General features: G+C 69.4%; 23 protein-coding genes. 11 read left to right on the top strand and 12 right to left on the bottom strand.

Annotated features, from left to right (window positions below):
* Positions 1-376 precede the first annotated feature (376 nt).
* Complete coding sequence (locus OG966_RS25975; RefSeq protein ID WP_326652273.1) at positions 377-1750, top strand: M14 family metallopeptidase; 1374 nt, start codon at positions 377-379, stop codon at positions 1748-1750.
* A gap of 82 nt (positions 1751-1832) precedes the next feature.
* Here the strand turns inward: OG966_RS25975 and OG966_RS25970 are convergent, their stop codons facing one another.
* The 4 genes from OG966_RS25970 to OG966_RS25955 form a co-directional block, all read right to left on the bottom strand.
* Positions 1833-3305 (bottom strand): GntP family permease, encoded by a 1473-nt coding sequence (locus OG966_RS25970; RefSeq protein WP_326652272.1) that lies wholly within the window; start codon positions 3303-3305, stop codon positions 1833-1835.
* Between the two features lie 111 nt (positions 3306-3416).
* Entirely contained in the window at positions 3417-3827 is a 411-nt protein-coding gene (locus tag OG966_RS25965) for a RidA family protein (protein WP_326652271.1), read from the bottom strand.
* Positions 3828-3893: 66 nt separating this feature from the next.
* Positions 3894-4643 (bottom strand): IclR family transcriptional regulator, encoded by a 750-nt coding sequence (locus OG966_RS25960; RefSeq protein ID WP_326652270.1) that lies wholly within the window; start codon positions 4641-4643, stop codon positions 3894-3896.
* Complete coding sequence (locus OG966_RS25955) at positions 4640-5713, bottom strand: sugar kinase (RefSeq protein ID WP_442806816.1); 1074 nt, start codon at positions 5711-5713, stop codon at positions 4640-4642. Before OG966_RS25955 ends, OG966_RS25960 begins: the two co-directional genes overlap by 4 nt.
* Before the next feature lie 206 nt (positions 5714-5919).
* Here OG966_RS25955 and OG966_RS25950 point away from each other — a divergent pair, with 206 nt between their 5' ends.
* The gene (locus tag OG966_RS25950; protein ID WP_326652268.1) at positions 5920-7242 is read left to right on the top strand and encodes an amino acid deaminase; all 1323 of its coding nucleotides are present in this window, start codon (positions 5920-5922) and stop codon (positions 7240-7242) included.
* An 11-nt stretch (positions 7243-7253) separates the two neighbouring features.
* Complete coding sequence (locus OG966_RS25945; RefSeq protein ID WP_326652267.1) at positions 7254-8870, top strand: N-acyl-D-amino-acid deacylase family protein; 1617 nt, start codon at positions 7254-7256, stop codon at positions 8868-8870.
* On the opposite strand, the gene OG966_RS25940 is transcribed toward OG966_RS25945, so the two are convergent.
* Complete coding sequence (locus OG966_RS25940; protein ID WP_326652266.1) at positions 8867-9496, bottom strand: alpha-ketoglutarate-dependent dioxygenase AlkB; 630 nt, start codon at positions 9494-9496, stop codon at positions 8867-8869. The genes OG966_RS25945 and OG966_RS25940 overlap by 4 nt on opposite strands.
* 121 nt (positions 9497-9617) lie before the next feature.
* Positions 9618-10481, bottom strand: coding sequence for a S1 family peptidase (locus OG966_RS25935; protein ID WP_326652265.1), 864 nt, complete (start codon positions 10479-10481; stop codon positions 9618-9620).
* Between the two features lie 390 nt (positions 10482-10871).
* Between OG966_RS25935 and OG966_RS25930 the strand changes: the two genes are divergently transcribed.
* Positions 10872-11138: a hypothetical protein gene (locus OG966_RS25930; protein WP_326652264.1), complete on the top strand. Its 267-nt coding sequence runs from the start codon at positions 10872-10874 to the stop codon at positions 11136-11138.
* A 60-nt stretch (positions 11139-11198) separates the two neighbouring features.
* Here OG966_RS25930 and OG966_RS25925 read toward each other — a convergent pair whose 3' ends face one another.
* The 4 genes from OG966_RS25925 to OG966_RS25910 all read right to left on the bottom strand — a co-directional run bounded on the left by OG966_RS25925 (position 11199) and on the right by OG966_RS25910 (position 14833).
* Positions 11199-12338, bottom strand: a complete 1140-nt coding sequence (locus tag OG966_RS25925; RefSeq protein WP_326652263.1) for a GNAT family N-acetyltransferase — start codon at positions 12336-12338, stop codon at positions 11199-11201.
* Positions 12338-12628, bottom strand: coding sequence for a hypothetical protein (locus OG966_RS25920; protein WP_326652262.1), 291 nt, complete (start codon positions 12626-12628; stop codon positions 12338-12340). Before OG966_RS25920 ends, OG966_RS25925 begins: the two co-directional genes overlap by 1 nt.
* Positions 12629-12815: 187 nt before the next feature.
* Positions 12816-14027: a glycosyltransferase gene (locus tag OG966_RS25915; RefSeq protein ID WP_326652261.1), complete on the bottom strand. Its 1212-nt coding sequence runs from the start codon at positions 14025-14027 to the stop codon at positions 12816-12818.
* A 566-nt stretch (positions 14028-14593) separates the two neighbouring features.
* Positions 14594-14833: a chaplin gene (locus OG966_RS25910; RefSeq protein WP_326652260.1), complete on the bottom strand. Its 240-nt coding sequence runs from the start codon at positions 14831-14833 to the stop codon at positions 14594-14596.
* 745 nt (positions 14834-15578) lie between these two features.
* On the opposite strand from OG966_RS25910, the gene OG966_RS25905 reads away from it, so the two are divergent.
* The 5 genes from OG966_RS25905 (at position 15579) to OG966_RS25885 (ending at position 19748) form a co-directional block, all read left to right on the top strand.
* Positions 15579-15812, top strand: coding sequence for a chaplin (locus OG966_RS25905; RefSeq protein WP_326652259.1), 234 nt, complete (start codon positions 15579-15581; stop codon positions 15810-15812).
* Positions 15813-16057: 245 nt separating this feature from the next.
* Positions 16058-16708: a DUF4360 domain-containing protein gene (locus OG966_RS25900; RefSeq protein WP_326652258.1), complete on the top strand. Its 651-nt coding sequence runs from the start codon at positions 16058-16060 to the stop codon at positions 16706-16708.
* Between the two features lie 258 nt (positions 16709-16966).
* Positions 16967-17575, top strand: a complete 609-nt coding sequence (locus OG966_RS25895) for a DUF6058 family natural product biosynthesis protein (RefSeq protein ID WP_326652257.1) — start codon at positions 16967-16969, stop codon at positions 17573-17575.
* A gap of 482 nt (positions 17576-18057) precedes the next feature.
* Positions 18058-19269, top strand: a complete 1212-nt coding sequence (locus OG966_RS25890) for a pyridoxal phosphate-dependent aminotransferase (RefSeq protein ID WP_326652256.1) — start codon at positions 18058-18060, stop codon at positions 19267-19269.
* Between the two features lie 92 nt (positions 19270-19361).
* Complete coding sequence (locus OG966_RS25885) at positions 19362-19748, top strand: SCO4983 family protein (RefSeq protein ID WP_326652255.1); 387 nt, start codon at positions 19362-19364, stop codon at positions 19746-19748.
* Between the two features lie 224 nt (positions 19749-19972).
* Here OG966_RS25885 and OG966_RS25880 read toward each other — a convergent pair whose 3' ends face one another.
* Positions 19973-20563 carry a helix-turn-helix domain-containing protein gene (locus tag OG966_RS25880; protein WP_326652254.1) on the bottom strand — a complete coding sequence of 197 codons (591 nt, stop codon included), beginning with the start codon at positions 20561-20563 and terminating at the stop codon, positions 19973-19975.
* Between the two features lie 83 nt (positions 20564-20646).
* On the opposite strand from OG966_RS25880, the gene OG966_RS25875 reads away from it, so the two are divergent.
* Complete coding sequence (locus OG966_RS25875; RefSeq protein WP_326652253.1) at positions 20647-21711, top strand: NAD(P)/FAD-dependent oxidoreductase; 1065 nt, start codon at positions 20647-20649, stop codon at positions 21709-21711.
* 240 nt (positions 21712-21951) lie between these two features.
* Here OG966_RS25875 and OG966_RS25870 read toward each other — a convergent pair whose 3' ends face one another.
* Positions 21952-23787: a phosphoenolpyruvate carboxykinase (GTP) gene (locus OG966_RS25870; RefSeq protein WP_326652252.1), complete on the bottom strand. Its 1836-nt coding sequence runs from the start codon at positions 23785-23787 to the stop codon at positions 21952-21954.
* A 284-nt stretch (positions 23788-24071) separates the two neighbouring features.
* On the opposite strand from OG966_RS25870, the gene trhA reads away from it, so the two are divergent.
* Positions 24072-24746, top strand: coding sequence for a PAQR family membrane homeostasis protein TrhA (gene trhA, locus OG966_RS25865; protein ID WP_326652251.1), 675 nt, complete (start codon positions 24072-24074; stop codon positions 24744-24746).
* Positions 24747-24874: the final 128 nt, after the last annotated feature.

Genomic DNA, 24874 nt, shown 5'->3' with positions numbered 1-24874 from the left:
CCAGGAACAGCAGCCCCGCGATCACCAGCGGCATACGGCCGAAGTCATTGCATCCGCGACAACGATTACCGGTCCGACGTATCTCCAACTCCCCTCAGCTGACCGGTTGTCGGGCTCATCGGATCGGCGATCGACGGCGCCTGCCAGGAGGGTGGCGGCCTTGTCACCAGCCCTGGAGTGTGACCGGGATCACCAGGGCGGCGTACGGGTGATCACGCAAAGGGGTCCGACGTTTCGGCTCTTCCTCGCGGTAGCGTGCCGATGGCTGAAGCGCACTCTTGACCGGGTCATGCCAGACCCTCAAGATGTGCGCACACACCCGCACCACGTGCGTCGCAACTGAGTAACCCCCCACACTCCATACCCAGGAGACAGCATGCGACTTCGCCCACGCGGCGGCGGCAACGGATTGCCGAGCGGCAGGAAGACCGCCACCCTCGCTGCCCTGCTCGCGCTCGCAGTAGCCGCACCGTTCACCGCCAACGCCTCGCCCCCCAGAGCCGACACCCCCGACGCGACAGCCTCGGCCGCCGCCGAGGAGGAGCAGATCCTCCAGTACGAGATCCGGGGCCATGCCACCGCCGCCGCCCGCAGCGCCATCGCCGCCACCGGTGTCTCGGTCGACGAGGCCGACGAGCACTCCCTCGTCGTCAGCGCCACCGCCACCGAGGCGAAGCGGCTGCGCGCACTCGGATACAAGATCGCCGCTCTGCCCGCTCCCCCGGCGAGAACCAGGAGCGGCGTGGCGGTCAAGCCGTTCGACTTCCCGTCGGCCGACTCGCGCTATCACAACTACGCCGAGGCGACCGCCGAGATCGATCAGCGGATCGCCAAGTACCCGAACATCATGAGCAAGCGCGTCATCGGCAAGAGCTACCAGGGCCGGGACATCATCGCCGTCAAGGTCAGCGACAACGTCGCGACGGACGAGAACGAGCCCGAGGTGCTCTTCACCCACCACCAGCACGCGCGCGAGCACCTCACCGTCGAGATGGCGCTGTATCTGCTGCGCGAGCTCGGCGAGGACTACGGAACCGACTCCCGCATCACCAACGCCGTGAACGGCCGCGAGATCTGGATCATTCCCGACGTCAACCCGGACGGCGGCGAGTACGACATCGCCACCGGCACCTACCGCAGCTGGCGCAAGAACCGGCAGCCCAACTCCGGTTCCACATCGATCGGTACGGACACCAACCGCAACTGGAACTACAAGTGGGGCTGCTGCGGCGGCTCTTCCGGTTCCGCCGGATCCGAGACCTACCGCGGCGCGCGGGCCGAGTCCGCGCCCGAGGTCAAGGTGGTCGCCGACTTCGCCCGCAGCCGGATCGTCGGCGGCAAGCAGCAGATCAGGACGGGCATCGACTTCCACACGTACAGCGAGCTGGTGCTCTGGCCGTTCGGCTACACCAACTCCGACACCGCCCCGGGGATGACCCAGGACGACCGGGACGCCTTCGCCACGGTGGGCAAGAAGATGGCCGCGAGCAACGGCTACACCCCGGAGCAGTCCAGCGACCTCTACATCACGGACGGTTCGATCGACGACTGGCTGTGGGGCAACCAGAAGATCTTCTCGTACACGTTCGAGATGTACCCGACGGGCTTCGGCGGTGGCGGCTTCTATCCGCCCGACGAGGTGATCGAGCGCGAGACGAGCCGCAACCGGGACGCGGTGCTCCAGCTGCTGGAGAACTCGGACTGCATGTACCGCTCGATCGGCAAGGAACAGCAGTACTGCACGAGCTGACGGGCCGCCGGATCTGAGGACCGGCGCGTCAGGGGTGCCCCGGGAGTCTGTCCGTCCCGGGGCACCCCAACACATCCGCCGGCTAGACGACCAGACTCAGCGCCGCCGCCACCGCGAAGCCCGCGACCGACAGCACCGACTCCAGCACCGTCCACGACTTGAGCGTGTCGCGCTCGGTGATGCCGAAGTACTTCGAGACGATCCAGAATCCGCCGTCATTGACATGCGAGGCGAAGATCGAACCGGCCGAGATCGCCATGATGACCAGCGCCAGGAAGGCCTGCGAGTGGTCGCCGTTCTCGACCAACGGCAGCACGATGCCCGCCGTGGTGACGATCGCGACCGTCGCCGAGCCCTGCGCCACGCGCAGCACCAGCGAGATCAGATAGGCGAGGACGATGACCGGCAGACCGATGCCGTTGAAGGTGTCGGAGAGCGCCTGCGCGACACCACTCGCCTTCAGTACGGCTCCGAAGACGCCGCCCGCGCCGACGACGAGCAGGATGTTGCCGACCGGCTTCAGCGACGAAGTCGACACGGACTCCAGGGACTTGCGGGACCAGCCGCGCCGGAACCCCAGCAGGTAGTACGCCAGGAGCAGCGCGATCGTCAGGGCGACGAAGGGGTTGCCGAAGAACTCGACGACCGAGCGCAGCGTGGAAGGTTCCAGCGCTATGGAGGAGAACGTAGCGGCGAGGATCAGGGCCAGCGGCGTACCGATGATGGCCAGGACCGTGCCGAGACCGATCGGGCGCTCCTGCGGCGTGCGGCCCGCGGCGGTCTGCTCGGCGAGCACCGCGGCCCTGGATTCCTCGGCGGCCTCCAGCATGTCCTGCGGGACCTCGACGAACAGGCGCTTGCCGATCCAGGCGGCATAGCCCCAGGCGGCGAGGACCGCGGGGAGGCCGACGACGATGCCCATCAGGATGACCCAGCCCAGCGAGACATGGAGCAGGCCCGCGGCGGCGACCGGGCCGGGGTGCGGCGGCAGGAAGGCGTGGGTCATCGACAGACCGGCCAGCAGCGGCATCGCGTACAACAGGATGGACCTGCCGGAGCGCTTCGCGGCTGCGTACACGATCGGCGCGAGGACGAAGATGCCGACGTCGAAGAAGACCGGGATACCGAAGATCAGGCCGGTGAGGCCCATCGCGAGCGGGGCTCGCCTCTCGCCGAAGAGGTTCAGCAGGCGCGAGCTCAACACCTCGGCGCCGCCCGACACTTCGAGAATCGCGCCGAGCATCGTGCCGAGACCGATGATGATCGCTACGTGTCCGAGGATGCCGCCCATGCCGGATTCGATGACCGAGACGGCGGCCGACTTCTGGACGGTGCCGAAGAGTTCGGTGACGGAAAGGCCGGCGGCCAGGCCGACGGCTATCGAGACGGCGAGCAGTGCGACGAACGGCTGCAGCCTGACCTTGATGATCAGGAAGAGAAGGAGTGCGATACCGAGGGCGGCGACGGTCAGCAGACCGGCGGTGCCGTCGATGAGCAGGAGCAGACCGCCCGTGTGGGGTGGGGTCTCTGGTGGCGCGTCAGCGGCGAGCAGCATGGCGGGGGACCTCGTTGTTCGGGGGATTTTGGGCGTGGGGGATCACGGCACGGCGCTCGGGGGGAGAGCGCCGCGCCGTGAAGAGCGGGGTAGTGCAAGATCAGCCGAAGGTCAGCCGAGGACTGCCAGGGCGTCGATCTCGATGAGCAGGCCCTTGGGCAGGCCGACGTACACGGTCGTACGGGCGGAGGCGGGCTCCTTGAGGCCCTGCTCCTCGAAGTACGCGTTGTAGATCTCGTTCATCTCGGCGAAGTGGGCCACGTCCGTGAGGTAGACGCGGGTCATCATCACGTCGTCCCAGCTCGCGCCGCCCTCTTCGAGCACGGCCTTGACGTTGGCCAGGGTCTGGAGAGTCTGCTCGCGCAGCGTCGGGCCCGCGGGTGTCGGAGGCCGGCCCCCGACGGCGGGCAGGAAGCCGACCTGGCCCGCGACCTGGAGGATGTTGCCCTTGCGGACGCCGTGGGAGAACTTCGCGGGCGGTGCGGTGTGGGTGCTCGGGGTGATCGCGATCTTGTCCGTCATGGGCATGCTTTCTTCTGAGGGGTGTGCGACCGGCAGGGTCGGAGGGTGCCTTTCCGCCGGCAGCGACTAGGGGCTGACGCTGCCTGAGTACTCCCTGCTGATGGCGTCGGCGGTGCGGCGCACCAGTGGGAGGAGGGTGAGGAGTTCCTCGGCGGTGACGACGACATTCGGCGCGGAGACCGACATGGCGGCGACGACCCGGCCGTCCGCACCGCGGATCGGGGCACCGATGCAATTGATGGACTCCTCGTGGCCGCCGAGGTCGGTGGCCCAGCCCTGTTCGCGCACCGCGGCGAGCTCCTTGAGGAACGCGACGTGGTTCGGGATCGAACGGGATGTGTACATGGGGTAGTCGAGCTTCTCGGCGAGTGAACGCCGCTCGGGCTCGGGAAGGTCGGCGAGCAGCAGCTTGGCGACGGCCGCGACAGTGATGGCGACGGGCTTGCCGATCCGGGAGTACATCCGGACCGGATAGCGGCTCTCCACCTTGTCGATGTAGAGAACCTCGCTCTCCTCGTACACCGCGAGGTGGATGGTGTGCCCGATCTGCTCGTTGAGCGCGACGAGGTGGGGGTGGGCGATCTCGCGTACGTCGAGGTTCTCGACGGCTTCCTGCGCGAGCGCGAACAGGCGGGCGCCGAGGCGGTAGCGCTGGTCCTGCTGGCGGTAGACGAGTCCGTGTTCATGGAGCGTACGGAGCAGCCGCAGCGCCGTGGACTTGTGTACGCCGAGGCGTTCCGCGACCTGTCCGAGGTCGGCGGGTCCTTCGGCGAGCAACGGAAGGATGCTCAGCGCGCGGTCGACTGTCTGGCTCATACGGTACGTACCTCCACCTGGTCCTGCAGGTCCTGCGCGGGGCCCGCGGTCCACCCGGGGCCGAGTCGCAGTGTGCCCCAGGCGCGGGCGCCGAGTGCGGCGAGCCGGTCGGCGTGTGCGCGCTCGGGCGGCGCGGCGAGGTCTGTGGCGACGGTGAGGGTGGCGGCGGCCATGAGATGCCCGTGCCGCAGCCTGGCCCGGGCGGACAGGCCGCGCAGGGTGGCGGAGAGAAACCCGGCGGCGAAGGCGTCTCCGGCACCGACGGGGGCGACGACGTCGACGCTGAGGGCGGGCACGAAGGTCACCGTGTCGCGGGCGGGTCCGCTGCGGACGTACGCCTTCGCCCCCTGCCCGCCCTGCTTCACGACCAGCACCTCCGGCTCCGGCAGCGCCGCACGGATCGCCGGCGCACCGCACAGGCCCCACGCCGCCTCCGCCTCGTCCTCGCCGACGAACACGATGTCCGCACCCCGCGCCAGATCCAGGAGCACCCGCGGGTCCTCGGCTTCGCGCCACAGGTTCACGCGGTAGTTCACGTCGAACGAGACGAGCGGGCGGCCCGGCCTACGTGTCGTCAGCTCGCGCATCAGGGCGAGGCAGTCCGCCGAGAGTGCCGCCGTGATCCCGGACAGATGCAGGATCCGCCCGGACCACAGGTCTTCGTACGGCATCGTCGCCGGCGACATGGCGGACGCCGCCGAACCGGCCCGGTAGTACAAGACCTCGGCGTGGTCACGCTCCTCGCACCGCGAACCCGGCAGCGAATCCAGCTGCGAATCCAGCTGCGAGCCTGGCTGCGAACCCGTCGCGCGCTCGCCCGCCGTTCGGAAGTAGATCCCCGTCGGGCGGTGCGCATCCCGCTGCACCGCCGAGGTGTCGACGCCGTACGACGCGATCGCCGCGACCAGATGCTCACCGAAGCCGTCGGCGCCGACCCGCCCGACCCACTTCGCGCTGTGCCCGGACGCCGCCAGAGCGCACGCCACGTTGGACTCGGCTCCGCCGATGCCCCGTACGAACGAGGGCACATCGGCGAGGCGTCCCGGTCGCGTCGGCAGGAAAGTGACCATGGACTCGCCAAGACAGACGACGTCGACGGATCCGGGCACGGTCACGGTCACAGTCGCTCAGGCTCCTCGCTGGTCGGCCGCCGGACACCATTGACCCGGCGTGGCTCGGATGTTAGACAGCGATAAGCGAACTACGCAATGGGTGTTGCATAGGATGCAACGCGACAGAATGTACGCACTGCACGGCAATCTCCCGAGGAGGCCCCATGGCTGCCCGCGCCACCGATGCTGCCGAGACCGCCGACACCGCGGCCGGACGACTCGAGCGTCTCGCCGACGAGCCGGTCGACCACCGCTTCAAGTCCCTCCCCCCGGACGCCGAGACCGCGGGCCTGACCGTCGGCGCCCTGGCGGCCGAGCGCCGCAACCTCTTCACCGGCGGCTTCACCACCCCCGTACTCGCCCTGTCCGCCGAGTCCGTCGAGCACAACCTCGCCCTCCTCGAGACCTACTCCGAGCGCCACGGCCTCGTCTTCGCCCCGCACGGCAAGACCTCCATGTCACCGCAGCTCTTCGCCCGCCAGCTGGAGCACGGCGCCTGGGGCATCACCGCTGCCGTCCCGCACCAGGTCCGCGTCTACCGCGCCTATGGGATCCGGCGCATCTTCCTCGCCAACGAGGTGGTCGACGCGGCCGCCCTGCGCTGGCTCGCGCACGAGCTGGACACCGACCCCGGCTTCCGCTTCATCTGTTACGTCGACTCCGTACGCGGAGTCGAGCTGATGGACGCGGCCCTCGGCGAGGTGGGCGCGTCCCGCCCGCTCGACGTCGTCGTCGAACTCGGCGCCGGCGAAGGTGCCCGGACCGGAGCCCGTACGGAAGCCGACTGCGCGGCCGTCGCCGACGCGGTGGCCGCCGCCCCGACCCTCCGCCTCGTCGGCGTCGCCGGTTACGAGGGCGAGGTCCCGCAGGCCGACGGCGACCGCGTCCGCGCCTGGCTGCGCCGCCTCACCGCCCTGGCCGCCGACTTCGACAAAGCCGGCCGCTTCGCCGCCACCGACGAGATCGTCGTCAGCGCGGGCGGCAGCGCCTGGTTCGACGCGGTCGCGGAGGTCTTCGCCCCGATCCCCGAACTCTCCCTTCCCGTACTGAAGTTGCTGCGTTCCGGCGCGTATGTCTCGCACGACGACGGCCACTACCGCCACCTCACCCCCTTCAACCGCATCCCGCAGGAGGGCGCCCTCCAGCCGGCCTTCCGCCTCTGGGCCCAGGTCGTCTCCCGCCCCTCCCCCGACCAGGCGTTCGTCAACGCGGGCAAGCGCGACGCGGCATACGACCTCGATCTCCCCGAGGCCCAGGTCGTCCGCGACGGCCGCACCGGTGAGATCCGCCCGGCGCACGGCATCACGATCAGCGGGCTGTCCGACCAGCACGGCTGGGTCCGCACGACCGCGGAGGCCGAGCTCGAGGTCGGCGACTGGGTCGGCATGGGCCTGTCCCACCCGTGCACGAGCTTCGACAAGTGGCAGCTGATCCCGCTGGTCGAGGCGGACGGCACGGTCACCGACTACATCCGCACCTTCTTCTGAGAGGGCGGGACATGGACCTCGTCTTCCGCGACGTACGCGTCATCGACGGCTCCGGCGGACCCTCGTACCGCGCCGACGTGGGCCTGGACGGCGGCCGTATCGCCGCCGTGCGCCGTGAGGGCGATCCCGCCCTGCCCGGGAACCGCGCCCTGGACGCGCACGGCCTCGCCCTGTCCCCCGGCTTCATCGACATGCACGCGCACAGCGATCTCGCGCTGCTCCGCGACCCCGCGCACGAGGCCAAGGCCGCACAGGGCGTCACCCTCGAAGTGCTCGGCCAGGACGGCCTGTCGTACGCGCCGGTGGACGACCCGACCCTCGCCGAGGTCCGCAAGGCGATCACCGGCTGGAACGGTGGTGCGCCCGGGGACACAACCATCGACTTCGACTGGCGTACCGTCGGCGAATACCTCGACCGGCTCGACCGGCAGGGCATCGCCGTCAACGCCGCGTACCTCGTCCCGCAGGGCACGGTCCGGATGTACGCGATGGGCTGGGACGACCGCCCCGCGACCCCCGCCGAGCTCGCCCGGATGAAGCAGCTCGTGGCCGAAGGCCTCGAACAGGGCGCGGTCGGCATGTCCTCGGGCCTCACCTACACCCCGGGCATGTACGCGGGCGACGCCGAACTCACCGAGCTCTGCCGGGTGGTGGCGCACTACGGCGGCTACTACTGCCCCCACCACCGCTCGTACGGAGCCGGGGCTCTCCAGGCGTACGAGGAGATGGTCTCCCTCACCCGCGACGCCGGCTGCGCCCTTCATCTCGCCCACGCCACCATGAACTTCGGCGTGAACAAGGACAGGGCTCCCGATCTGCTCGCGCTGCTCGACGACGCGCTGGCCGCCGGCGCGGACATCAGCCTCGACACGTACCCGTACACCCCCGGCTGCACCACGCTCGCCGCGATGCTCCCGAGCTGGGCGGGCGAAGGCGGCCCGGACGCGGTCCTGGCGCGCCTGCGCGACGACTCCACCGCCGAGAAGATCCGCCACCATATGGAGGAGATCGGCGCGGACGGCTGCCACGGCGTACCCATCGAGTGGGACACCATCGAGATCTCGGGCGTGAGCGACCCGGGGCTCGCGAGCTGCGTCGGCAGGACGATCGCGCAGTCGGCGGCCCAGCGCGGCGAGGCGCCGTGGGTCACCGCCCGCCGGCTGCTCATCGACGACCGGCTCGGCTCGACGATCCTCCAGCACGTCGGCCACGAGGAGAACGTCCGGCAGATCATGCGCCACCGGGTGCACACGGGCGGCAGCGACGGCATCCTCCAGGGCGACAAGCCGCACCCGCGCGCGTACGGCACGTTCCCGCACTACCTCGGCCGCTACGCGAGAGAGCTGGGCGTCCTCAGCCTGGAGGAGACGGTGGCCCACCTCACCTCCCGCCCGGCGGCCCGCCTGCGCCTGCCGGACCGCGGCCTGGTCCGCGAGGGATACCGCGCGGACCTGGTCCTCTTCGACCCGGACACGGTCGCGGCGGGCTCGACCTTCGAGTCCCCGCGTACGCTGCCGACCGGTATCCCTTATGTGCTGATCGACGGCAGGTTCGTGATCGAGGACGGCCGGCGTTCGGACGTGCTGGCCGGCCGCTCGGTCCGCCGGACGGACCACCGCCCCGGCTAGCGCACGCCCCGCGTCCTGAACTGGATGCTGATGCGGGGCCCCACCGAGCGCGCCGTCTTCGGCACCGCATGCTCCCAGGTCCGCTGGCAGGAGCCGCCCATCACGATGAGGTCGCCGTGCCCGAGCGGCCTGCGCACCGGGAGCCGGCCGCCGCCCCTGGGCCGCAGCACCAGATCGCGCGGGGCGCCGACGGAGACGATCGCGACCATGGTGTCCTCCCGGGATGCCCGCCCTGCCGTGTCACCGTGCCAGGCCACGCTGTCCCGGCCGTCGCGGTAGTAGCAGAGTCCGGCCGTGACGAAGGGCTCGCCGAGCTCATCGGCGTAGTGGACGGAGAGGGCCGTGCGGGCCTCGTCCAGGACGGGGTGCGGCAGTGCGTCGTCCTCCCGGTAGTGGGCGAGCAGCCGCGGCACCGTCACCACCTGCTCGTACATCTGGCGCCGCTCGGCCCGCCACGGCACACCGGCCGCCAGCTCCTCGAACAGTGCGTCCGCCCCGCCGAGCCATCCCGGCAGGACGTCGATCCACGCCCCGTCCCCGAGCACGGTCCGCCGTATGTCCTTCAGCGGACCGAGACGGATCTCGTCGGTCTGGTCGAAGAGCGAACCCTGGAGGTGTGCTGCCATGCCTCCAGGGTACCTCGGTATTCGAACATACGAACGGATAGCCGGAGGCGGGAGCCTCCCGCCCCGGGACCCCGGCCCGAGGTCCGGCGTGACCCCGGGCCGGGTCACGGCACTGCGGGCGTTACGGCTTCGGCAGCGCGCAGCCCGGCCGCCCCAGATCGATCTTGTTGTCGAGGCCGACGCACGGCACGATCCCGTAGGTCTCCTGTCCGTAGTTGATGCCTTCGCGCACTGTCACGTTCCCGTTCTCGTCCACCTCGCACGGGTTGTTGTCGGTGCAGCGCTGACCGTCCTCATTGCCGGTGTTGTTCACCGCGACGACCTTGCCGGTGGCGTTGTCGACGACGGGCGAGCCGGACGTACCGCCGATGGTCTTGCAGCTGGAGGTGTAGCGGACCGAGTCCTTCCAGGTCCACTCACCTTCCTTGAGGCGGTAAGCGAAGCCGTCGATGTTGCAGCTGTAGATCCGCTTCCAGTACCCGGATACGACCTTGATTGCGGTGCCCTGCACCGGGTGCGCGGCGTTGATCTCGAGCGCCTTGATGCCGTAGCTGCTCTGTATCTGGGCGTAGGTGCGCGTGAGTTGGTACAGCGAGATGTCGGTGTCCGTCATCGTCGCGTATGCGATCTTGCTGGCGCGCAGTGTGGCGACCCTGCTGCCCGCGGAGTTGAGAAGGCCGAAAGTACGGCTCGACGGCTGATCGACGATGACCTCGCCGGCGGCCGGGAAGCCGCTCTCGATGCAGTGCCCGTTGGAGAGTACGAGGGCGGGGTCGTCGGGCTCCGATGCGGGCATCCGCACCACCGATCCGGAACAGTTGCTGAGCGCCACCGTCCCGGCGAAGTCGACTGCTTTGACGTCGGCCTGGGGTGCGGCGGAGTTGGCGGCCGGTGCCGCGTCGGCGGCGGTGACCGCGATCGCGGGTGCCGCGCCCGCCCCGAGGAGTGCCAGGGCGAGGAGCGCGCCGACGAGAGGCTTGTTCATGTGGGGGTCCCCTCTTGCGACTTCAGTGACCGAAGGGTCTTCGGTTTGTCATGCGCATTGTTGGCGCATTCGTGTCGGTCGACAAGGTACGGAATCCGGTCAGACGAGCGCGGGACCCGCGGGCTCCGCAACCGCCCTGACAGGCAGTCACGCCCGCCGTCGGTACCGACGGCAGCAGAGCGGACGCCATGTGTCGCCTCGCCCCCCGTCCGGGGACTGTTTTCCGTATCATCACGCTCGCCACGGCCCTCGAGCAAAACACCCCACTTTGCACCCTGTTGTCGGCACGAACCTCACCGACACGCGCGCCAGGGTCGAAAAACCGTTCCTGCTGTCCCCCCGCTCCGTACCCTCGCAGTGACTTCGCCCGCGGGCGCGCGTTTGCCGCTTATGGCAAGGACTACCGCGCCTGCTCGATGGCAGCGCGTCCAGACGCTCTCAGCCCCGAATCCGACGAGTCCGCCCGCCGGCACCAGCCCGATCTACGAAGAGCTCGAGCGGGAGTGGGCAGCGGCCGGCCGCACCCTGCCGGGCCGGCCCGACATCGAGTGGACCCGCCTCGCTCACTATCCGCCCCAGCCGGCGGGCGAAACCGACGCCCGCCCCGACCCCCCGACGCAGCGCAGGGGCTGGCTCCACGACCCGCATCCGGCCTGACAACGCCAACGACCACGGACGCACAGCCGGGCGACGAGGCCGTCTCGGCGGCCGGCCGCGCTAGGCCGCCCGCCAGTCGTTCAGGCGCGCACGCCATCCGCGCGCGCCGCGGAGCCGTGTCTTCACGACCCCCGCCCCGCTCTCGCGCCGGTCCGCCTGCGCGGCGCGCAGCCGGAGAGCGGGCTCCAGACCGGACCTGGCCAGCAGCAGCCGCTGGTTGATGACGGCCCGCGGACGCCAATGACTCTGGTACGCCTCGTCCCCCCGCAGCAGGCTCAGAACCCGCCGGCCCGTGCGCGCGGCGAGCTCCGCGTCGTGCCGCAGCAGCATTGTCGCCACATCGACATTCTTCTCCCGCAGCCCCGGGTGGGCGCCGTGCAGATAGCCGCCCGTCAGATACCCCGACTGCAGCGCCACATTGGCCGCCACCACCTCGCCGTCCAGCCGGAACTCGGTCAGCGAGGCCTCGCCGTCCCGCACCATTCGCTGCGTCGCCCGCACCAGATGCTCCGCGAAGCGCGGCTTGAGGTGTTCCACGGCCACCCCCCGTCCCCGCCACTGGAGTTCGTGCAGCCGCAGCAGATGGTCGACGGCCGCGGGCACCTCGTGCTCGGGCACCGCGTAGTTCTCGATCTTCAGCGCGTCGATCTCGCGCAGCTCGGCCTGAAGGCGCAGCGCCCGGCCGGCCGGCAGCCGCTTGACGAGCTCCTCGACCGGAGCGGCGGGGAGTTCCAGACAGACCGAGTCCGTGAGCTGCCGTCGCGCACCCGTCCACGCCTCGTACAGCCGCTCGGCCGCCGCCCCCGGCCGTACCTCGCGCAGCTCGATCACCGCGTGCCGGGCGGCGCGGTACAGCCCCCGCTCCAGCGCCGTGACCGCGATCTCCGTGTGCTCGTCGTCGACGAGGATGTCGCCGAAGTCGGAGATAGGGCCTCCCATCGGCACGAGCAGCGGCAGCGGACGGTGTACGAGCATCAGGGGCGCGGCCGCGATGAGACGTCCGCCACGGCGTACGAGGACGACACGGAGCAGGCCGCCACTCCCGTACGAGAGCCACCAGGAGAGGAGCCAGGCGTGGCTCTGGAAGGGCGTGGCCGTGGCGCACCGGCGCTGCAGCGCCTCCCACTCCGGCCGGAGTCCGGCGAAGTCGCGGGGATCGCTGCACAGCCTGACGGAGATGACCGTTCGCTCCCCGGCCATCACACCAGCTCCCACTCGCCGGCGGATACGGGCACGGTCGGCGGGATCCCTTGGGAGAAGCCGGGGGCCGCACCGGGCTGAACGTCCGCGTTGGACACAGCGACGACATGACTGACGGCCGCGTACTGAGGTGTCGCGAACACGCCGCAGGCGACTGCGCAGACCGTGCCGAGGAGTACGGCAGGCAGCGCCCACCAGTTGGGTGGAGGGGTGATTCTCTCGAGGAGTGCGCCGATTCCTCGCGACAACGATCCGGGGACAGCGGGCTCCTGCTGGGGCGAGTCGGTCATCGGCTTGTTCTCTCGGTCGAGGGGGTGGTGTCCGCGGCAGACCTGCAGGACGGGGAGAGGGCGGGCCGGCGGGCGCCGAGGCCGGTACGCAGCGCCGGCCTGACCGCTGCGTGCCGGGCGACCGCAAGGCCGCGCCCGGGCAGTTGGGGCACGAACACCCCAACGGGCTCCGGCGCGCTCTTCGTGGTCATCGCCGGGTGCGCCTCCTCGTCGTGTGTCGGGCCGAGCCCAGCAGTTCCTGACGCGGAGGCAGGTGGTGCAGCAGTTCCCGGTAAAGGCGGGAGACTGCCGCGGCGGTGTCCCGCACGTCGTGTGTCGCCCGTGCGTGGGTCCGGGCCTGGCGGCCGACGGATTGCCGTAGTTCCGGCCTGGCGAGCAGCGTGATGAGCGCCGCCGCGAGGGCGGGCGGGTTTTGGGGCGGCACGAGTCCGAAAGCTTCGTGGCCTGGCGGCAGACTCTCTCTGGCCCCGCTGACGTCGGCCAACACGACCGGCAGGCCGCAGGCCATCGCCTCCAGCGGGGCGAGCGCCATGCCCTCCCAGCGAGAGGGGAGCACGGCCACGTCCGCCGCCCGGAACCATGGCCTGGTGTCCCGGCACTCCCCGGCGAACACCACGCCCGGCGGGGCGAGCCGGGTCAGCGCCTCGCGGTCGGGCCCGTCCCCGACCAGCACCAGATGGGCATCGGTCACGGCCGCGCTCACCTGCGGCCAGGCTCGCAGCAGAATGTCCTGGCCCTTCTGCCGGCAGAGCCGGCCGACGCAGACCACCAGGGGCGCGGCGGCCGGGATGTGGTCCAGCTGCGGCAGAGCGGCCCGCGCGTACGCGCCGCTCAGCGTGTCGTCGGGACTGAAGTGGCTCAGGTCGACGCCGTTGCGGATGACGGCCCAGCGGGCGGCGATTCCGGCCTGCTCCCCGGCACTTCGCTCGGTCTCGCTGACGCACAGGGTCCGGGTGGCCCAACGGGTCCCGTACCGCTCCCACTTCAGCGCCAGTCCGGCGGCGCGCCCTTCCAGCGCGTCGAAGGACCAGACATGCGGCTGGAAGACGGTCGGCACACGTCCGCGTACGGCGAGCCGGGCGGCGAGCCCGGCCTTGGCGCTGTGCGCGTGCACGAGATGGGGGCTGCTGCGGCGGATGAGGCTGGCTGCGGCCAGGACTTCCCTGACCAGCGGGAGGCCCGGGGCGCCTTCGGCGGACCAGGTGTGCACCCGGGCTCCGGACGCCGCGGCGTCCGACGCGAGCGTCCCGCCGGGAGGGCAGGCCAGGACAGTGAGAAAGCCTTCGGCGACCTGCGCCCTGACGAGGTCGGTGACGACACGCGCGACTCCCCCGTCCACCGGCTGAACCAGGTGAAAAACCGTCAGTTGGTTCTTCTCAGTCCAACTTCTCTGCGGCACGGGCGGCTCTCTTCGTACGCGGACTTCAGACCTGGCTCGGGCGAGCGGCGGCGCCGTGAAAATCAGCAGCGAGAATCTGCCGGCACAAAGAGAACGCGTTGCCGTTCCCGCCCCGTACGCGTGCCGAGTCGCTTGAACAGCGGGCGCTTAGCGGGGCGAAGCCCGGCGACTTCGCCATGACTGGCTCTCCATGTTGGTTCAACGCAACAAAGCAGGAGTGCACTTTGTCAGAAAGTCGGTGGGAAATCACGTCGGACTCGCCGGTACCGAAATGCTGGATCCAGAAGTTTCTCCCGCGGTCAGGCGTCGTTACCGATGCCGACGGCGGCGAGAAACGCGGCCGCGGAAAGGATGCGGAGAGAGGAAACGTTCAAAGGCTGCCGCGATCGTTCTCGGCTCCGTGGTGGCGACCGGGGCGGCCGGAACGGGCCGCCCGCGGCAGCGCGTCCGGGGGGCGCGGCCGTCGGCGGTCGCACTTTCCGGCTGGATGCCCGGCCCGGAACAGCAACCAGGGTGGCGCCACCGGTCGGTACCGGCGGCGCCACCCTGGCGTGGCGAAGCTCGGCTCAGCCGTTGGAGGCGACGTTGCCGGAGGCCGTGTTGAGGAGGCCGATCACGTTGGCGGTGTTGCCCGAGACGTTCACCGGGACGTGCACCGGAACCTGGGCCTGGTTGCCGGAGACGACGCCCGGCGATTCGGCGGTGGCGCCGTCCGCACCGGCATCGGCGAACGCGGATCCGGAGGCGGCACCGGCGGCGAGACCAGCGGTGGCCAGCACCAGGGCGGCCTTCTTGGCAGTCTTCATGGGAAATAGCACCTTCTGCTCGATGTTCTGCCCAACGTTAGGGCTCACATAGATCGAAACGGGATACGCATGGAGATGACACGGCCGACGACGCCGGTACCCCTGTTCAGCCCAATTACCCTACGAGCGTGCCGATGTGGGCCATGTGAGTGAATCCGCGGCTTCGCCGACCGGGCGGACCGGTCTTCGGATCTTCACATTGCACCTCATCGTTTCGATTTCGCACTGGACGTCCAAACAACGTCTCGATCAGCAATTCTGTCGGCCTCTCGGAATTCATTCAGCAAACGGGTGAATACGGGGCCGGGCGGTCGCCAGGGAGTGATGGAATGGCGGAGCAGACCGTACCGGGATCTATTCGGGTACAAGCCTCCAGCCGGCGGCGCATTGCGTCGTGGGGCAGTCGTGCTTCCTGTTGGCATGGCGCATCCGGATACGTGCGACGATCTGCCTCACCGGCGGAGGGCCTCTTGAAGACCCTCCGCCGGTATTCACAAACGGCCGCACACGAGCAGGACGGGAATGCCCCGAGCAGTGGGAGATCATCCCCGCAATAGTCTTCCTGGCGGTCCGATAAACCGCCGTGCTGCATACGAGTGACTTTTCGGGACGGCGGCCATACCGAGGTTTCTTCGCGGGAATCCAGTCGTTACTAGTCCTGCAGAGGTGTTCATGAACAGGGAACTGGCAGCGCAGCGCGAAGGTCGGGCTTGCGTACGACACCACTGCTGAAAGGATCAAAATAATGAAGCACAAGAAGGCTGCAGTCGTTGTCGCGGGCGTCGTCATGGCTTTGGGCGGCGCTGCCCCCGCCATGGCGGACGCGGGTGCCGAAGGTGCCGCTGCCGGCTCCCCCGGCATCCTGTCGGGCAACGTCGTTCAGGCTCCGATTCACGTGCCGGTCGCCGCCTGCGGCAACACCGTCGATGTGATCGCCCTGCTGAACCCGGCCTTCGGCAACGCCTGCGGCAACGGCTGACATTTGTTACAAAGCGGCACCGAGGGTCACGAAAGTGCACCCCGGTGCCGCTTTTCTCTGTTGGCCGGTTCCGGCACATCGGCAAGAGGCCGATAACGGCCCTAGCCAGCCCCTGTCCTGCTATCTACCATTCCACTCGATCCGGCTCTTCAAGAAGCGCCACGAAATACTTGAAGAGTTGACATGATCATGCCTATGCATGGTCACTTCCGGATGAACCCCTCACATTTCCCGATGGGAGAATCATGTCCCGTGCACTTTTCGCAGGTGGCGCGACAGCGGCAATTCTCGCTTCGTTGCTGGCCGCTCAGAACGCTTCCGCTGTGAGCATCGCGCCCCCGGACAAAATCACGATCGACATCGCGACAGTCAACGGATCGGGCTGTCGCCCGGGGTCCGCCGCAGTGGCCGTGTCCGAGGACAACACGGCCTTCACCGTGACCTACAGCGAGTACCTCGCCAAAGTGGGCGTGGGCGCGAGCTCGACCGACTTCCGGAAGAACTGCCAGCTGAACCTGGTGGTGCATGTCCCGCAGGGCTTCACGTACGCGATCGCCAGCGCCGACTACCGCGGTTTCGCGAGCCTGCAGTCCGGCGCCACCGCCATGCAGAAGGCGTCGTACTACTTCCAGGGCTCGCCTGACACGGCGGCCAGAAATCACCCCTTCAAGGGGCCCCTCGACGACAACTGGCAGGCGTCCGACTCCACGGAGTGGGGGCAGTTGGTCTGGGCGGCATGCGGCGTAAAGCGCAACTTCAACATCAACACCGAAGTGCGGGTCAACGCAGGGACATCGGATCCGAAGAAGACGACCAGCTTCATGACGATGGACTCGACGGACGGTGCCATCAACACCATCTACCGGCTGGCCTGGAAGGAGTGCGACGAGCCCTAAAGAGAGGGTTCCTCAGGGCACTGCCCCGGCCACCTTCCGGTGGCCGGGGCGGCAGTTGCGCGATACGCGCCCCGGTTCGGCCTCGGCTGCGGGATCCGGCGAATCCGGCCGCGAGCTCCGTCCCGTCCCCTTCTACGCCATCACGACGTGCTCCGCACCGGCCCGCCTCACCGTTCGGTGAGCACCGAACCAACCCGTCGATAGCGTGCGGAGCACCCCGCGGGACGCGCCCGTGCGGGTGGCGGCGGAGGGCCACGTATGTCGACGACAGACCTGAAGCGGCAGCTGGCGGACCGGTTCCGCGAGGTCAACGGTGTGCATCCGATGACCGATGCCGACGACGCGTACGTCAGCGCGCAGTTCACCGTCCTGGATGAACTGTGCGCAGTCCACGGCCGTGATGCCGACGAGGCCCGCCGGCTGATGCTGGGCCGGCGTCTGCCGCTGCCGGGATACCTGCGCTCCGACGGGGCCGAGATGGTGCCGGCCGATCTGTTCTCCCTCGCCGACGAGGCGGGCGGCACACACCGGCTCGAAGCCTGGTTCACCGCTCACTGGACCGTACCGGCCGTCGGCGAGGAGGAGTGGGATTCGTACCTCAGCGGACGGTACGTATGCCTCCACTCGGTGACTCCGGCCGCCATCCAGCGCAAGGACCGCCTGACGGCCGCGATCAGTGCCGCGCCGCACGAGCCGACTGCCGGTTCGGTGCGGTGGGCGGTGCGACTGCACGCTCTGATCGACGAACTCGATGCGCTGGAGCCTGCGTTCACCGCGTACGACCGTCTCCGTTTCAACGGTCCAACTTCCCGCGACACCTGCATCGACGCGATGCGCAGACGCTTCCCGCGCCCTGTGCGCCGGTAAATCGGTGAGCCGGAGCAGCAGCTGCCGGTGCTGACGCGCGGCGAGGGTGCGCGGGAGTCCGGGAGTGCGCCTTCGGCCGGTACCGGCCGGTCACCGGCACGATCCCGGCCCGCCGGCGGACGGAACACGATCCGCTCAACCGCCGGGCATATCTGAGAGCGGCCGGCGTGCCCCCTGAAGCCCGCGGTCGGCCGAAGCCGACCCGCTCCGGCCGGAAGTCGAGCAGCGGCACGTCGCCGAGGATCTCGATGCCGCCGACGCGGGCCACGACGAAGAGGACGGCGAAGGTGACGAGGACAACACCGAACCGATTCCCTCCTGCCCCCGCAACACAAACCGCAGGTGTCCGGCCCGTCCGGGTAACCCTTTCGAAGGGACGAAGCCGCTCTCGTCGGCCGATGTGTCAAACCGGACATTCATGCCACCTCACGGTGGCCGAAAACACGGGGCGATCAGCGTTACGCGCCCGTAAGCTCGCGGACATGCAGGTGATCCAGTCGACGAAGCTCGCAAACGTCTGTTACGAAATCCGGGGCCCGGTCCTCGAGGAGGCGATGCGGTTGGAGGCAGCAGGTCATCGCATCCTCAAGCTCAACACCGGCAACCCCGCCGCCTTCGGTTTCGAGTGCCCGCCCGAGATCCTCGAGGACATCCTCCGCAACCTCGGCGACGCACACGGCTACGGCGATGCGAAGGGGCTGCTGTCCGCACGCCGTGCCGTGATGCAGCACTACCAGACCAAGGGCATCGACCTGGACGTCGAGGACATCTACCTCGGCAACGGCGTCTCCGAGCTGATCCAGATGTCGATGCAGGCGCTGCTCGACGACGGCGACGAGGTACTCGTACCTGCCCCGGACTATCCGCTGTGGACCGCGTCCGTCTCGCTCGCCGGCGGCACCGCCGTGCACTACCGGTGCGACGAGCAGGCCGACTGGATGCCCGACCTCGCCGACATCGAGCGGAAGATCACCGACCGCACCAAGGCGATCGTGATCATCAACCCGAACAACCCCACGGGTGCGGTGTACGACGACGAGATGCTGCGCGGCCTCACCGAGATCGCCCGTCGGCACAACCTGGTCGTCTGCTCCGACGAGATCTACGACAAGATCCTCTACGACGGCGCCACACACACGCCGACCGCTGCGGTCGCCCCGGACCTGATGGTCCTCACCTTCAATGGGCTCTCCAAGAACTACCGGGTGGCGGGCTACCGCTCCGGCTGGATGGCAGTCTGCGGCCCGAAGGCGCACGCCTCCTCGTACATCGAGGGCCTGACGATCCTGGCCAATATGCGCCTGTGCGCCAACATGCCCTCGCAGCACGCGGTCGCCACCGCGCTCGGCGGCCGGCAGTCGATCGAGGACCTGGTGCTGCCGGGCGGGCGGATCCTGGAGCAGCGGGATGTCGCGTACGACCTGCTCACCCAGATCCCGGGCGTGACCTGCGTCAAGCCGAAGGGTGCGCTGTATCTCTTCCCGCGCCTCGACCCCAAGGTCTACAAGGTCAAGGACGACCGGCAGATGGTGCTCGATCTGCTGCGGACCGAGAAAATCATGGTCGTGCACGGTACGGGATTCAACTGGCCGGAGCCCGATCACTTCCGGATCGTGACGCTGCCGGCGGCGAAGGATCTGGCGGACGCGGTGACGCGGATCGGCAGGTTCCTCGACGGTTACAGCCAGCCGTGAGCCGGTCCCGGGCAAAGATTCACGACCCGACTCAACCTTAGACAGAATCTAAGCTAGGATGGTCTCCTGACAGTGAGCAGGAGGCCATCCCCATGTACGAGCCGATCCGCACCAGGTCACTCCCCTCGATGGCCGACGATGCCGAGTACCCGCACCGCAGCCGCGAGGAAGAGCTGGACATCCAGCTCGCCGGACATCTCTCCGCGCTGCTCGCCGTAACCGACGAGCTCGGTCTCGATGCGGCTGCCGAGCGCATCGCGTCCCAGATCTCCCGCCTCCGTGGCGCCCCGCCGGTCCGCCATGCGGGCCGCAGCGGCGCCGACCCGGCCGCCCTGCACCGCCGCGCGCACGCTCTCGCGGGCCGCGCGCTCGTCGTCGCCGCGTCGCGCGCCGACACCGCCGCCGCGATCCTTTCCGCCGAGCGCATGGACGCGCACACCGCCGCGCTGACCGACACCCATCTGGTCGGCGCCCACTGACGGCCCCGGTTCACGGGCCGCGGAGGCGCGTGGGCCGGGTGCCACCAACTGTCCGCAGCCTCCACGACATGCCGGAGCCCTTCCCGCCGCGGCGGGAAGGGCTCCGGCATGTCGCACACCCACGATCCGCGCCCGGCGCGAGCGACGCGCCGAGCAGGATCGGCCCGCGCAGGACCAGGAAGCCGGCCTCGCCCGGGAACCACGGGCCGCCGGGCCGCCACCGGTCACCTGCCGGCGGGGCGGGCCCGGACGTGTATCCGCTCGCCCTGCGCCCCGAACAGGCTGAGGAACTCGACGGGCCGAGGTCCGGCGTTGGCGAAGCCGTGGGGAGTGCGCGTGTCGAATTCGGCTGCCTCGCCCGCGGTGAGGACGATGTCGTCCTCACCCAGGGCCAGCAGCAGTCGGCCGGACAGGACGTAGAGCCAGTCGTAGCCCTCGTGCGTCCGCTGCTCGGGCCGTACGCCCGTCTGCTTTGCGACGGGAAGGATCTGCTTGTAGGCATGCAGGCCGCCGAGGTGGCGGGTCAGTGGCACAAAGGTCTGGCCGTGCCTGGTGAAGGGGCGCGGGTGGACACGGGGGTCGCCGGTGGGTGGCGCGCCCACGAGTTCGTCCAGTTGCACGTTGTGTGCCTTGGCCAGCGGGAGCAGGAGTTCCAGGGTCGGTTTGCGCTTCCCCGACTCCAGTCGCGAGAGGGTGCTGAGCGAGATGCCGGTCGCCTCGCTCAGCTCGGCCAGGGTGGTGCCGCGGTCGCGCCGCAGGGCCCGCAGCCGCGGGCCGACCGCGCTCAGCACGCCGGGAATGTCGTCGTCAGCCATTTCCCCATTTGCCGCTTCGGCAAGAAGGTTTGTCAAGTTGCCTGACGCGGACCGACGATCTCCGGTGAACGGAGGTAAGCGACATGACGAGACAGAACGAGCAGATTCCGGCCGCCGCTTCCACGGACGAGGAGCGGCGCTACGAGGTCGTGGTCGTCGGGGGCGGTGCCGCGGGACTGAGCGGGGCGCTGACCCTGGCGCGGGCGCGGCGCTCGGTACTGGTGGTCGACGCCGGTCAGCCGCGCAACGCCCCGGCGGCCGGAGTCCACACCTATCTGGCGCGCGAAGGCACCCCGCCCGCGGAACTGCTGGCCGCGGGCCGCGCGGAGGTGACCGGGTACGGCGGCGTGATCCGGACGGGCACCGTCGTGGCCGCCGAGCGGTGCACGTCGGGGGGCTTCCGCGTCGTCCTCGACAGCGGCGGCACGGTCCTGGCGGAGCGGCTGCTGGTGACCACCGGCCTGGTCGATGAGCTGCCCGACGTTCCCGGCGTGGCCGAGCGGTGGGGACGGGAGGTGCTGCACTGCCCGTACTGCCACGGCTGGGAGGTATGCGACCAGGCCATCGGCATCCTGGCGACCGGCCCCTTCGCCGTCCACCAGGCACTGCTGTGGCGCCAGTGGAGCAAGGACGTGACCCTCTTTCTGCACACCGCGCCGGAACCGGGCGAGGAGGAGTACGAGCAACTCGCCGCCCGCGACATCGCCGTCGTCGACGGCGAGGTGACCCGCCTGGAGGTGACCGGCGACCGCCTCACCGGTGTGCGGCTGGCCGGCGGCCGGGAGTTCCCCTGCCAGGCTCTCGCGGTCGTCCCGCGCTTCACCGCCCGCACAGCCGTCCTCACCGGCCTCGGACTCGCGGCCGTCGAGCAGGAGATGGGCGGCCATGTCATCGGCAGCTACATCGCCGCCGACCCGACAGGGGCGACCGCGGTGCCCGGAGTGTGGGTGGCCGGCAACGTCACCAGCCTGATCGAGCAGGTTGTCGGTGCCGCCGGTGCGGGCGTGCGCGCCGCCGCGGCGATCAACGCCGACCTGATCGCCGAGGAGACCCGCCGGGCTGTTGCCGCCCGTCGCTCCCCCTTCTCGCCGCAGTTGGAGCGTGACGTGTGCGAGCGCGTGCTCGGCGACCGCCGGCACGGCCTGTGACCCCACGGCCACCACCCTGCCGCGCCCGAAGGGGTCTTCGAGACCCTCGGCTGTGACGTCCGGCTGATCGGGCCCGAAGGGGCAGTTTGCGAGGAGTCCGTGGGAAAGAGTCCGGCCCCCGGAGCCGTGAGGGGGCTCCGGGGGCCGGGGACGCGGCGGACCTGTGTGACCCCACAGGTCAGGGCGGATGTCTGGAGGATCCGCCGCGACGTTTCTTCAGCCGTTCGACTTCGGCTCCGCTCAGCCGAGACGGGCGACCAGCGCGCGGTACTCGTCCCACAGTTCCTTCGGCGTGTGGTCACCGAAGGTGTTGAGGTGCTCGGGGACCAGAGCGGCCTCCTCGCGCCACACCTCCTTGTCGACCTTGAGCAGGAAGTCGAGGTCGGCCTCCGGCAGTTCGAGGCCGTCCGTGTCGAGCGCCTCACGCGTCGGCAGGACGCCGATCGGCGTCTCGACGCCCTCGGCCTTGCCCTGCAGGCGCTCCACGATCCACTTCAGTACGCGGCTGTTCTCGCCGAAGCCCGGCCACACGAACTTGCCCGAGTCGTTCTTGCGGAACCAGTTGACGTAGTAGATCTTCGGCAGCTTGGCGGCGTCGCCCCTGGACGTCGCAGCCTGGCCGACCTTGATCCAGTGGGCCATGTAGTCGCCCATGTTGTAACCGCAGAACGGCAGCATCGCGAACGGGTCGCGGCGCAGCTCGCCGACCTTGCCCTCGGCGGCTGCGGTCTTCTCGGAGGCGACATTCGCACCGAGGAAGACACCGTGGTTCCAGTCGAAGGACTCCGTCACCAGCGGCACGGCGGAGGCGCGGCGGCCGCCGAAGAGGATCGCCGAGATCGGCACACCCTTCGGGTCCTCCCACTCGGGTGCGGCGATCGGGCACTGCGAAGCCGGCACGGTGAAGCGGGCGTTCGGGTGGGCCGCCGGGGTCTCGGACGCCGGGGTCCAGTCGTTGCCCTTCCAGTCCGTGAGGTGCGCCGGCGCCTCCTCGGTCATGCCCTCCCACCAGATGTCGTTGTCATCCGTCAGCGCGACGTTGGTGAAGACGGCGTTGCCCCACAGGGTCTTCATGGCGTTGGCGTTGGTGTGCTCACCGGTGCCGGGCGCGACGCCGAAGAAACCGGCCTCCGGATTGATCGCGTACAGCCGGCCGTCCTCGCCGAAGCGCATCCAGGCGATGTCGTCGCCGATGGTCTCCACGGTCCAGCCGGAGATGGTCGGCTCCAGCATGGCGAGGTTGGTCTTGCCGCACGCGGACGGGAAGGCGGCCGCGACGTACTTTGACGGGCCCTGCGGCGGAGTGAGCTTGAGGATCAGCATGTGCTCGGCGAGCCAGCCCTCGTCGCGCGCCATGACGGACGCGATGCGCAGCGCGTAGCACTTCTTGCCGAGCAGGGCGTTGCCGCCGTAGCCGGAGCCGTACGACCAGATCTCGCGGGTCTCCGGGAAGTGCGAGATGTACTTGGTGGAGTTGCAGGGCCACGGCACATCGGCCTCGCCCTCGGCGAGCGGGGCGCCGAGGGTGTGGACGGCCTTGACGAAGAAGCCGTCGGTGCCGAGCTCGTCCAGCACCGGCCGGCCCATGCGTGTCATCGTCCGCATGGAGACGGCGACGTACGCGGAGTCGGTGATCTCGACGCCGATCGCGGAGAGCGGCGAGCCCAGCGGTCCCATGCAGAACGGCACGACGTACATGGTCCGCCCGCGCATCGAGCCGCGGAAGATGCCCTTCTCGCCGGCGAAGATGTCCTTCATCTCCGCGGGAGCCTTCCAGTGGTTCGTGGGGCCCGCGTCCTCCTCCTTCTCGGAGCAGATGAAGGTGCGGTCCTCGACACGTGCGACATCGCTCGGGTCGGACGCGGCGTAGTACGAGTTCGGGCGCTTGATCGGGTCCAGTTTCTTGAACGTGCCCTTGGCGACGAGCTCCTCGCACAGGCGCTCGTACTCGGCCTCGGACCCGTCACACCAGACGACGCTGTCCGGCTCCGTGAGTGCAACGATCTCGTCGACCCAGGAGACGAGCTCCTGGTGATTGGTGGGGACGGTGCCGGGAGCCGCGATGTCGCGCGCCACGATCGCTCCTAAGTGAGGGGTTTGAAGGTTGTTGCCCCGTGGGGGCTGCGACCCGGATGCTTCGTAGCCCGCTCATCCGGTGCCGACCGCACTCATCTGATGATCGGTGCAGTGTGCCCATATGTCCAGAGGACCTCTCACGTGAGCATCGCCACTCGTCACTCGAAACCTCGAACCAGGAGGTGGGAACCGGGCCGCGAACCCGGAGCGGGCTCGAGCCCAACCGCTGTGAGCCTGGCGGGAAGGGGCCCGTTACCTACGGTTCCGTAGGTAACATCTTCGCCATGACCTCTGCCGCGCCCGAAGTGACCGAGATCGAGCCCACCCCGGTGAAACCGAGGCTGCGCGGCTGGCTGCACGCCGGGATGTTTCCCGCCGTGCTTGTCGCGGGGCTGGTGCTCACGGCACTCGCCGACTCCACCCGCGCCCGGGTGGCCTGCGCGATCTACGTCTTCACAGCGTGCCTGCTCTTCGGCGTCAGCGCGATTTACCACCGCGGCACCTGGGGCCCGCGCGGCGAAGCCGTACTGCGACGGCTCGACCACGCCAATATCTTCCTGATCATCGCGGGCACCTACACCCCGCTGACGATGCTCCTCCTCCCCGATTCCACCGGTCGGACGCTGCTGTGGGCCGTCTGGGTGGCGGCCGTGGCGGGCATAGCGTTCCGGGTCTTCTGGGTCGGCGCCCCGCGCTGGCTCTACACCCCTTGCTACATCGCGATGGGGTGGGCGGCGGTCTTCTTCCTGCCGGACTTCATGCGGGCCGGCGGGATCGCCGTGCTCGTCTGCGTGATTGTCGGCGGACTGCTCTACAGCGCGGGCGGCGTGATCTACGGAATCAAGCGGCCGAACCCGTCACCGAGCTGGTTCGGCTTCCACGAGGTCTTCCACTCCCTCACCCTCGCGGCGTTCGTCGTGCACTACGTGGGCATCTCGATGGTCGCCTACCAGCACTAGTCGCCTGCCGGCACTAGGGGCGTGTCCGAGAAGTAGCGCCGACCGCTCCTCCCCCTCACTCTTACGGCCCTGGCCGTGGCATCGCCGCCACGGCCTTTTTCCTGACATCGACCGTCTTTGGAGAGCTG

The sequence above is a fragment of the Streptomyces sp. NBC_01750 genome (assembly GCF_035918095.1).
GTDB lineage: Bacteria > Actinomycetota > Actinomycetes > Streptomycetales > Streptomycetaceae > Streptomyces.
The sequence above is the reverse complement of the archived record's forward strand: the minus strand, read 5'-3'. Positions and strand labels throughout refer to the sequence as shown.

Excerpts from the sequence above, each read along its gene's own strand:
- OG966_RS25975 (WP_326652273.1), top strand. The coding sequence starts at position 377 with ATGCGACTTCGCCCACGCGGCGGCGGCAACGGATTGCCGAGCGGCAGG.
- OG966_RS25970 (WP_326652272.1), bottom strand. The coding sequence starts at position 3,305 with ATGCTGCTCGCCGCTGACGCGCCACCAGAGACCCCACCCCACACGGGC.
- OG966_RS25965 (WP_326652271.1), bottom strand. The coding sequence starts at position 3,827 with ATGACGGACAAGATCGCGATCACCCCGAGCACCCACACCGCACCGCCC.
- OG966_RS25960 (WP_326652270.1), bottom strand. The coding sequence starts at position 4,643 with ATGAGCCAGACAGTCGACCGCGCGCTGAGCATCCTTCCGTTGCTCGCC.
- OG966_RS25955 (WP_442806816.1), bottom strand. The coding sequence starts at position 5,713 with ATGGTCACTTTCCTGCCGACGCGACCGGGACGCCTCGCCGATGTGCCC.
- OG966_RS25950 (WP_326652268.1), top strand. The coding sequence starts at position 5,920 with ATGGCTGCCCGCGCCACCGATGCTGCCGAGACCGCCGACACCGCGGCC.
- OG966_RS25945 (WP_326652267.1), top strand. The coding sequence starts at position 7,254 with ATGGACCTCGTCTTCCGCGACGTACGCGTCATCGACGGCTCCGGCGGA.
- OG966_RS25940 (WP_326652266.1), bottom strand. The coding sequence starts at position 9,496 with ATGGCAGCACACCTCCAGGGTTCGCTCTTCGACCAGACCGACGAGATC.
- OG966_RS25935 (WP_326652265.1), bottom strand. The coding sequence starts at position 10,481 with ATGAACAAGCCTCTCGTCGGCGCGCTCCTCGCCCTGGCACTCCTCGGG.
- OG966_RS25930 (WP_326652264.1), top strand. The coding sequence starts at position 10,872 with ATGGCAAGGACTACCGCGCCTGCTCGATGGCAGCGCGTCCAGACGCTC.
- OG966_RS25925 (WP_326652263.1), bottom strand. The coding sequence starts at position 12,338 with ATGGCCGGGGAGCGAACGGTCATCTCCGTCAGGCTGTGCAGCGATCCC.
- OG966_RS25920 (WP_326652262.1), bottom strand. The coding sequence starts at position 12,628 with ATGACCGACTCGCCCCAGCAGGAGCCCGCTGTCCCCGGATCGTTGTCG.
- OG966_RS25910 (WP_326652260.1), bottom strand. The coding sequence starts at position 14,833 with ATGAAGACTGCCAAGAAGGCCGCCCTGGTGCTGGCCACCGCTGGTCTC.
- OG966_RS25905 (WP_326652259.1), top strand. The coding sequence starts at position 15,579 with ATGAAGCACAAGAAGGCTGCAGTCGTTGTCGCGGGCGTCGTCATGGCT.
- OG966_RS25900 (WP_326652258.1), top strand. The coding sequence starts at position 16,058 with ATGTCCCGTGCACTTTTCGCAGGTGGCGCGACAGCGGCAATTCTCGCT.
- OG966_RS25895 (WP_326652257.1), top strand. The coding sequence starts at position 16,967 with ATGTCGACGACAGACCTGAAGCGGCAGCTGGCGGACCGGTTCCGCGAG.
- OG966_RS25890 (WP_326652256.1), top strand. The coding sequence starts at position 18,058 with ATGCAGGTGATCCAGTCGACGAAGCTCGCAAACGTCTGTTACGAAATC.
- OG966_RS25885 (WP_326652255.1), top strand. The coding sequence starts at position 19,362 with ATGTACGAGCCGATCCGCACCAGGTCACTCCCCTCGATGGCCGACGAT.
- OG966_RS25880 (WP_326652254.1), bottom strand. The coding sequence starts at position 20,563 with ATGGCTGACGACGACATTCCCGGCGTGCTGAGCGCGGTCGGCCCGCGG.
- OG966_RS25875 (WP_326652253.1), top strand. The coding sequence starts at position 20,647 with ATGACGAGACAGAACGAGCAGATTCCGGCCGCCGCTTCCACGGACGAG.
- trhA (WP_326652251.1), top strand. The coding sequence starts at position 24,072 with ATGACCTCTGCCGCGCCCGAAGTGACCGAGATCGAGCCCACCCCGGTG.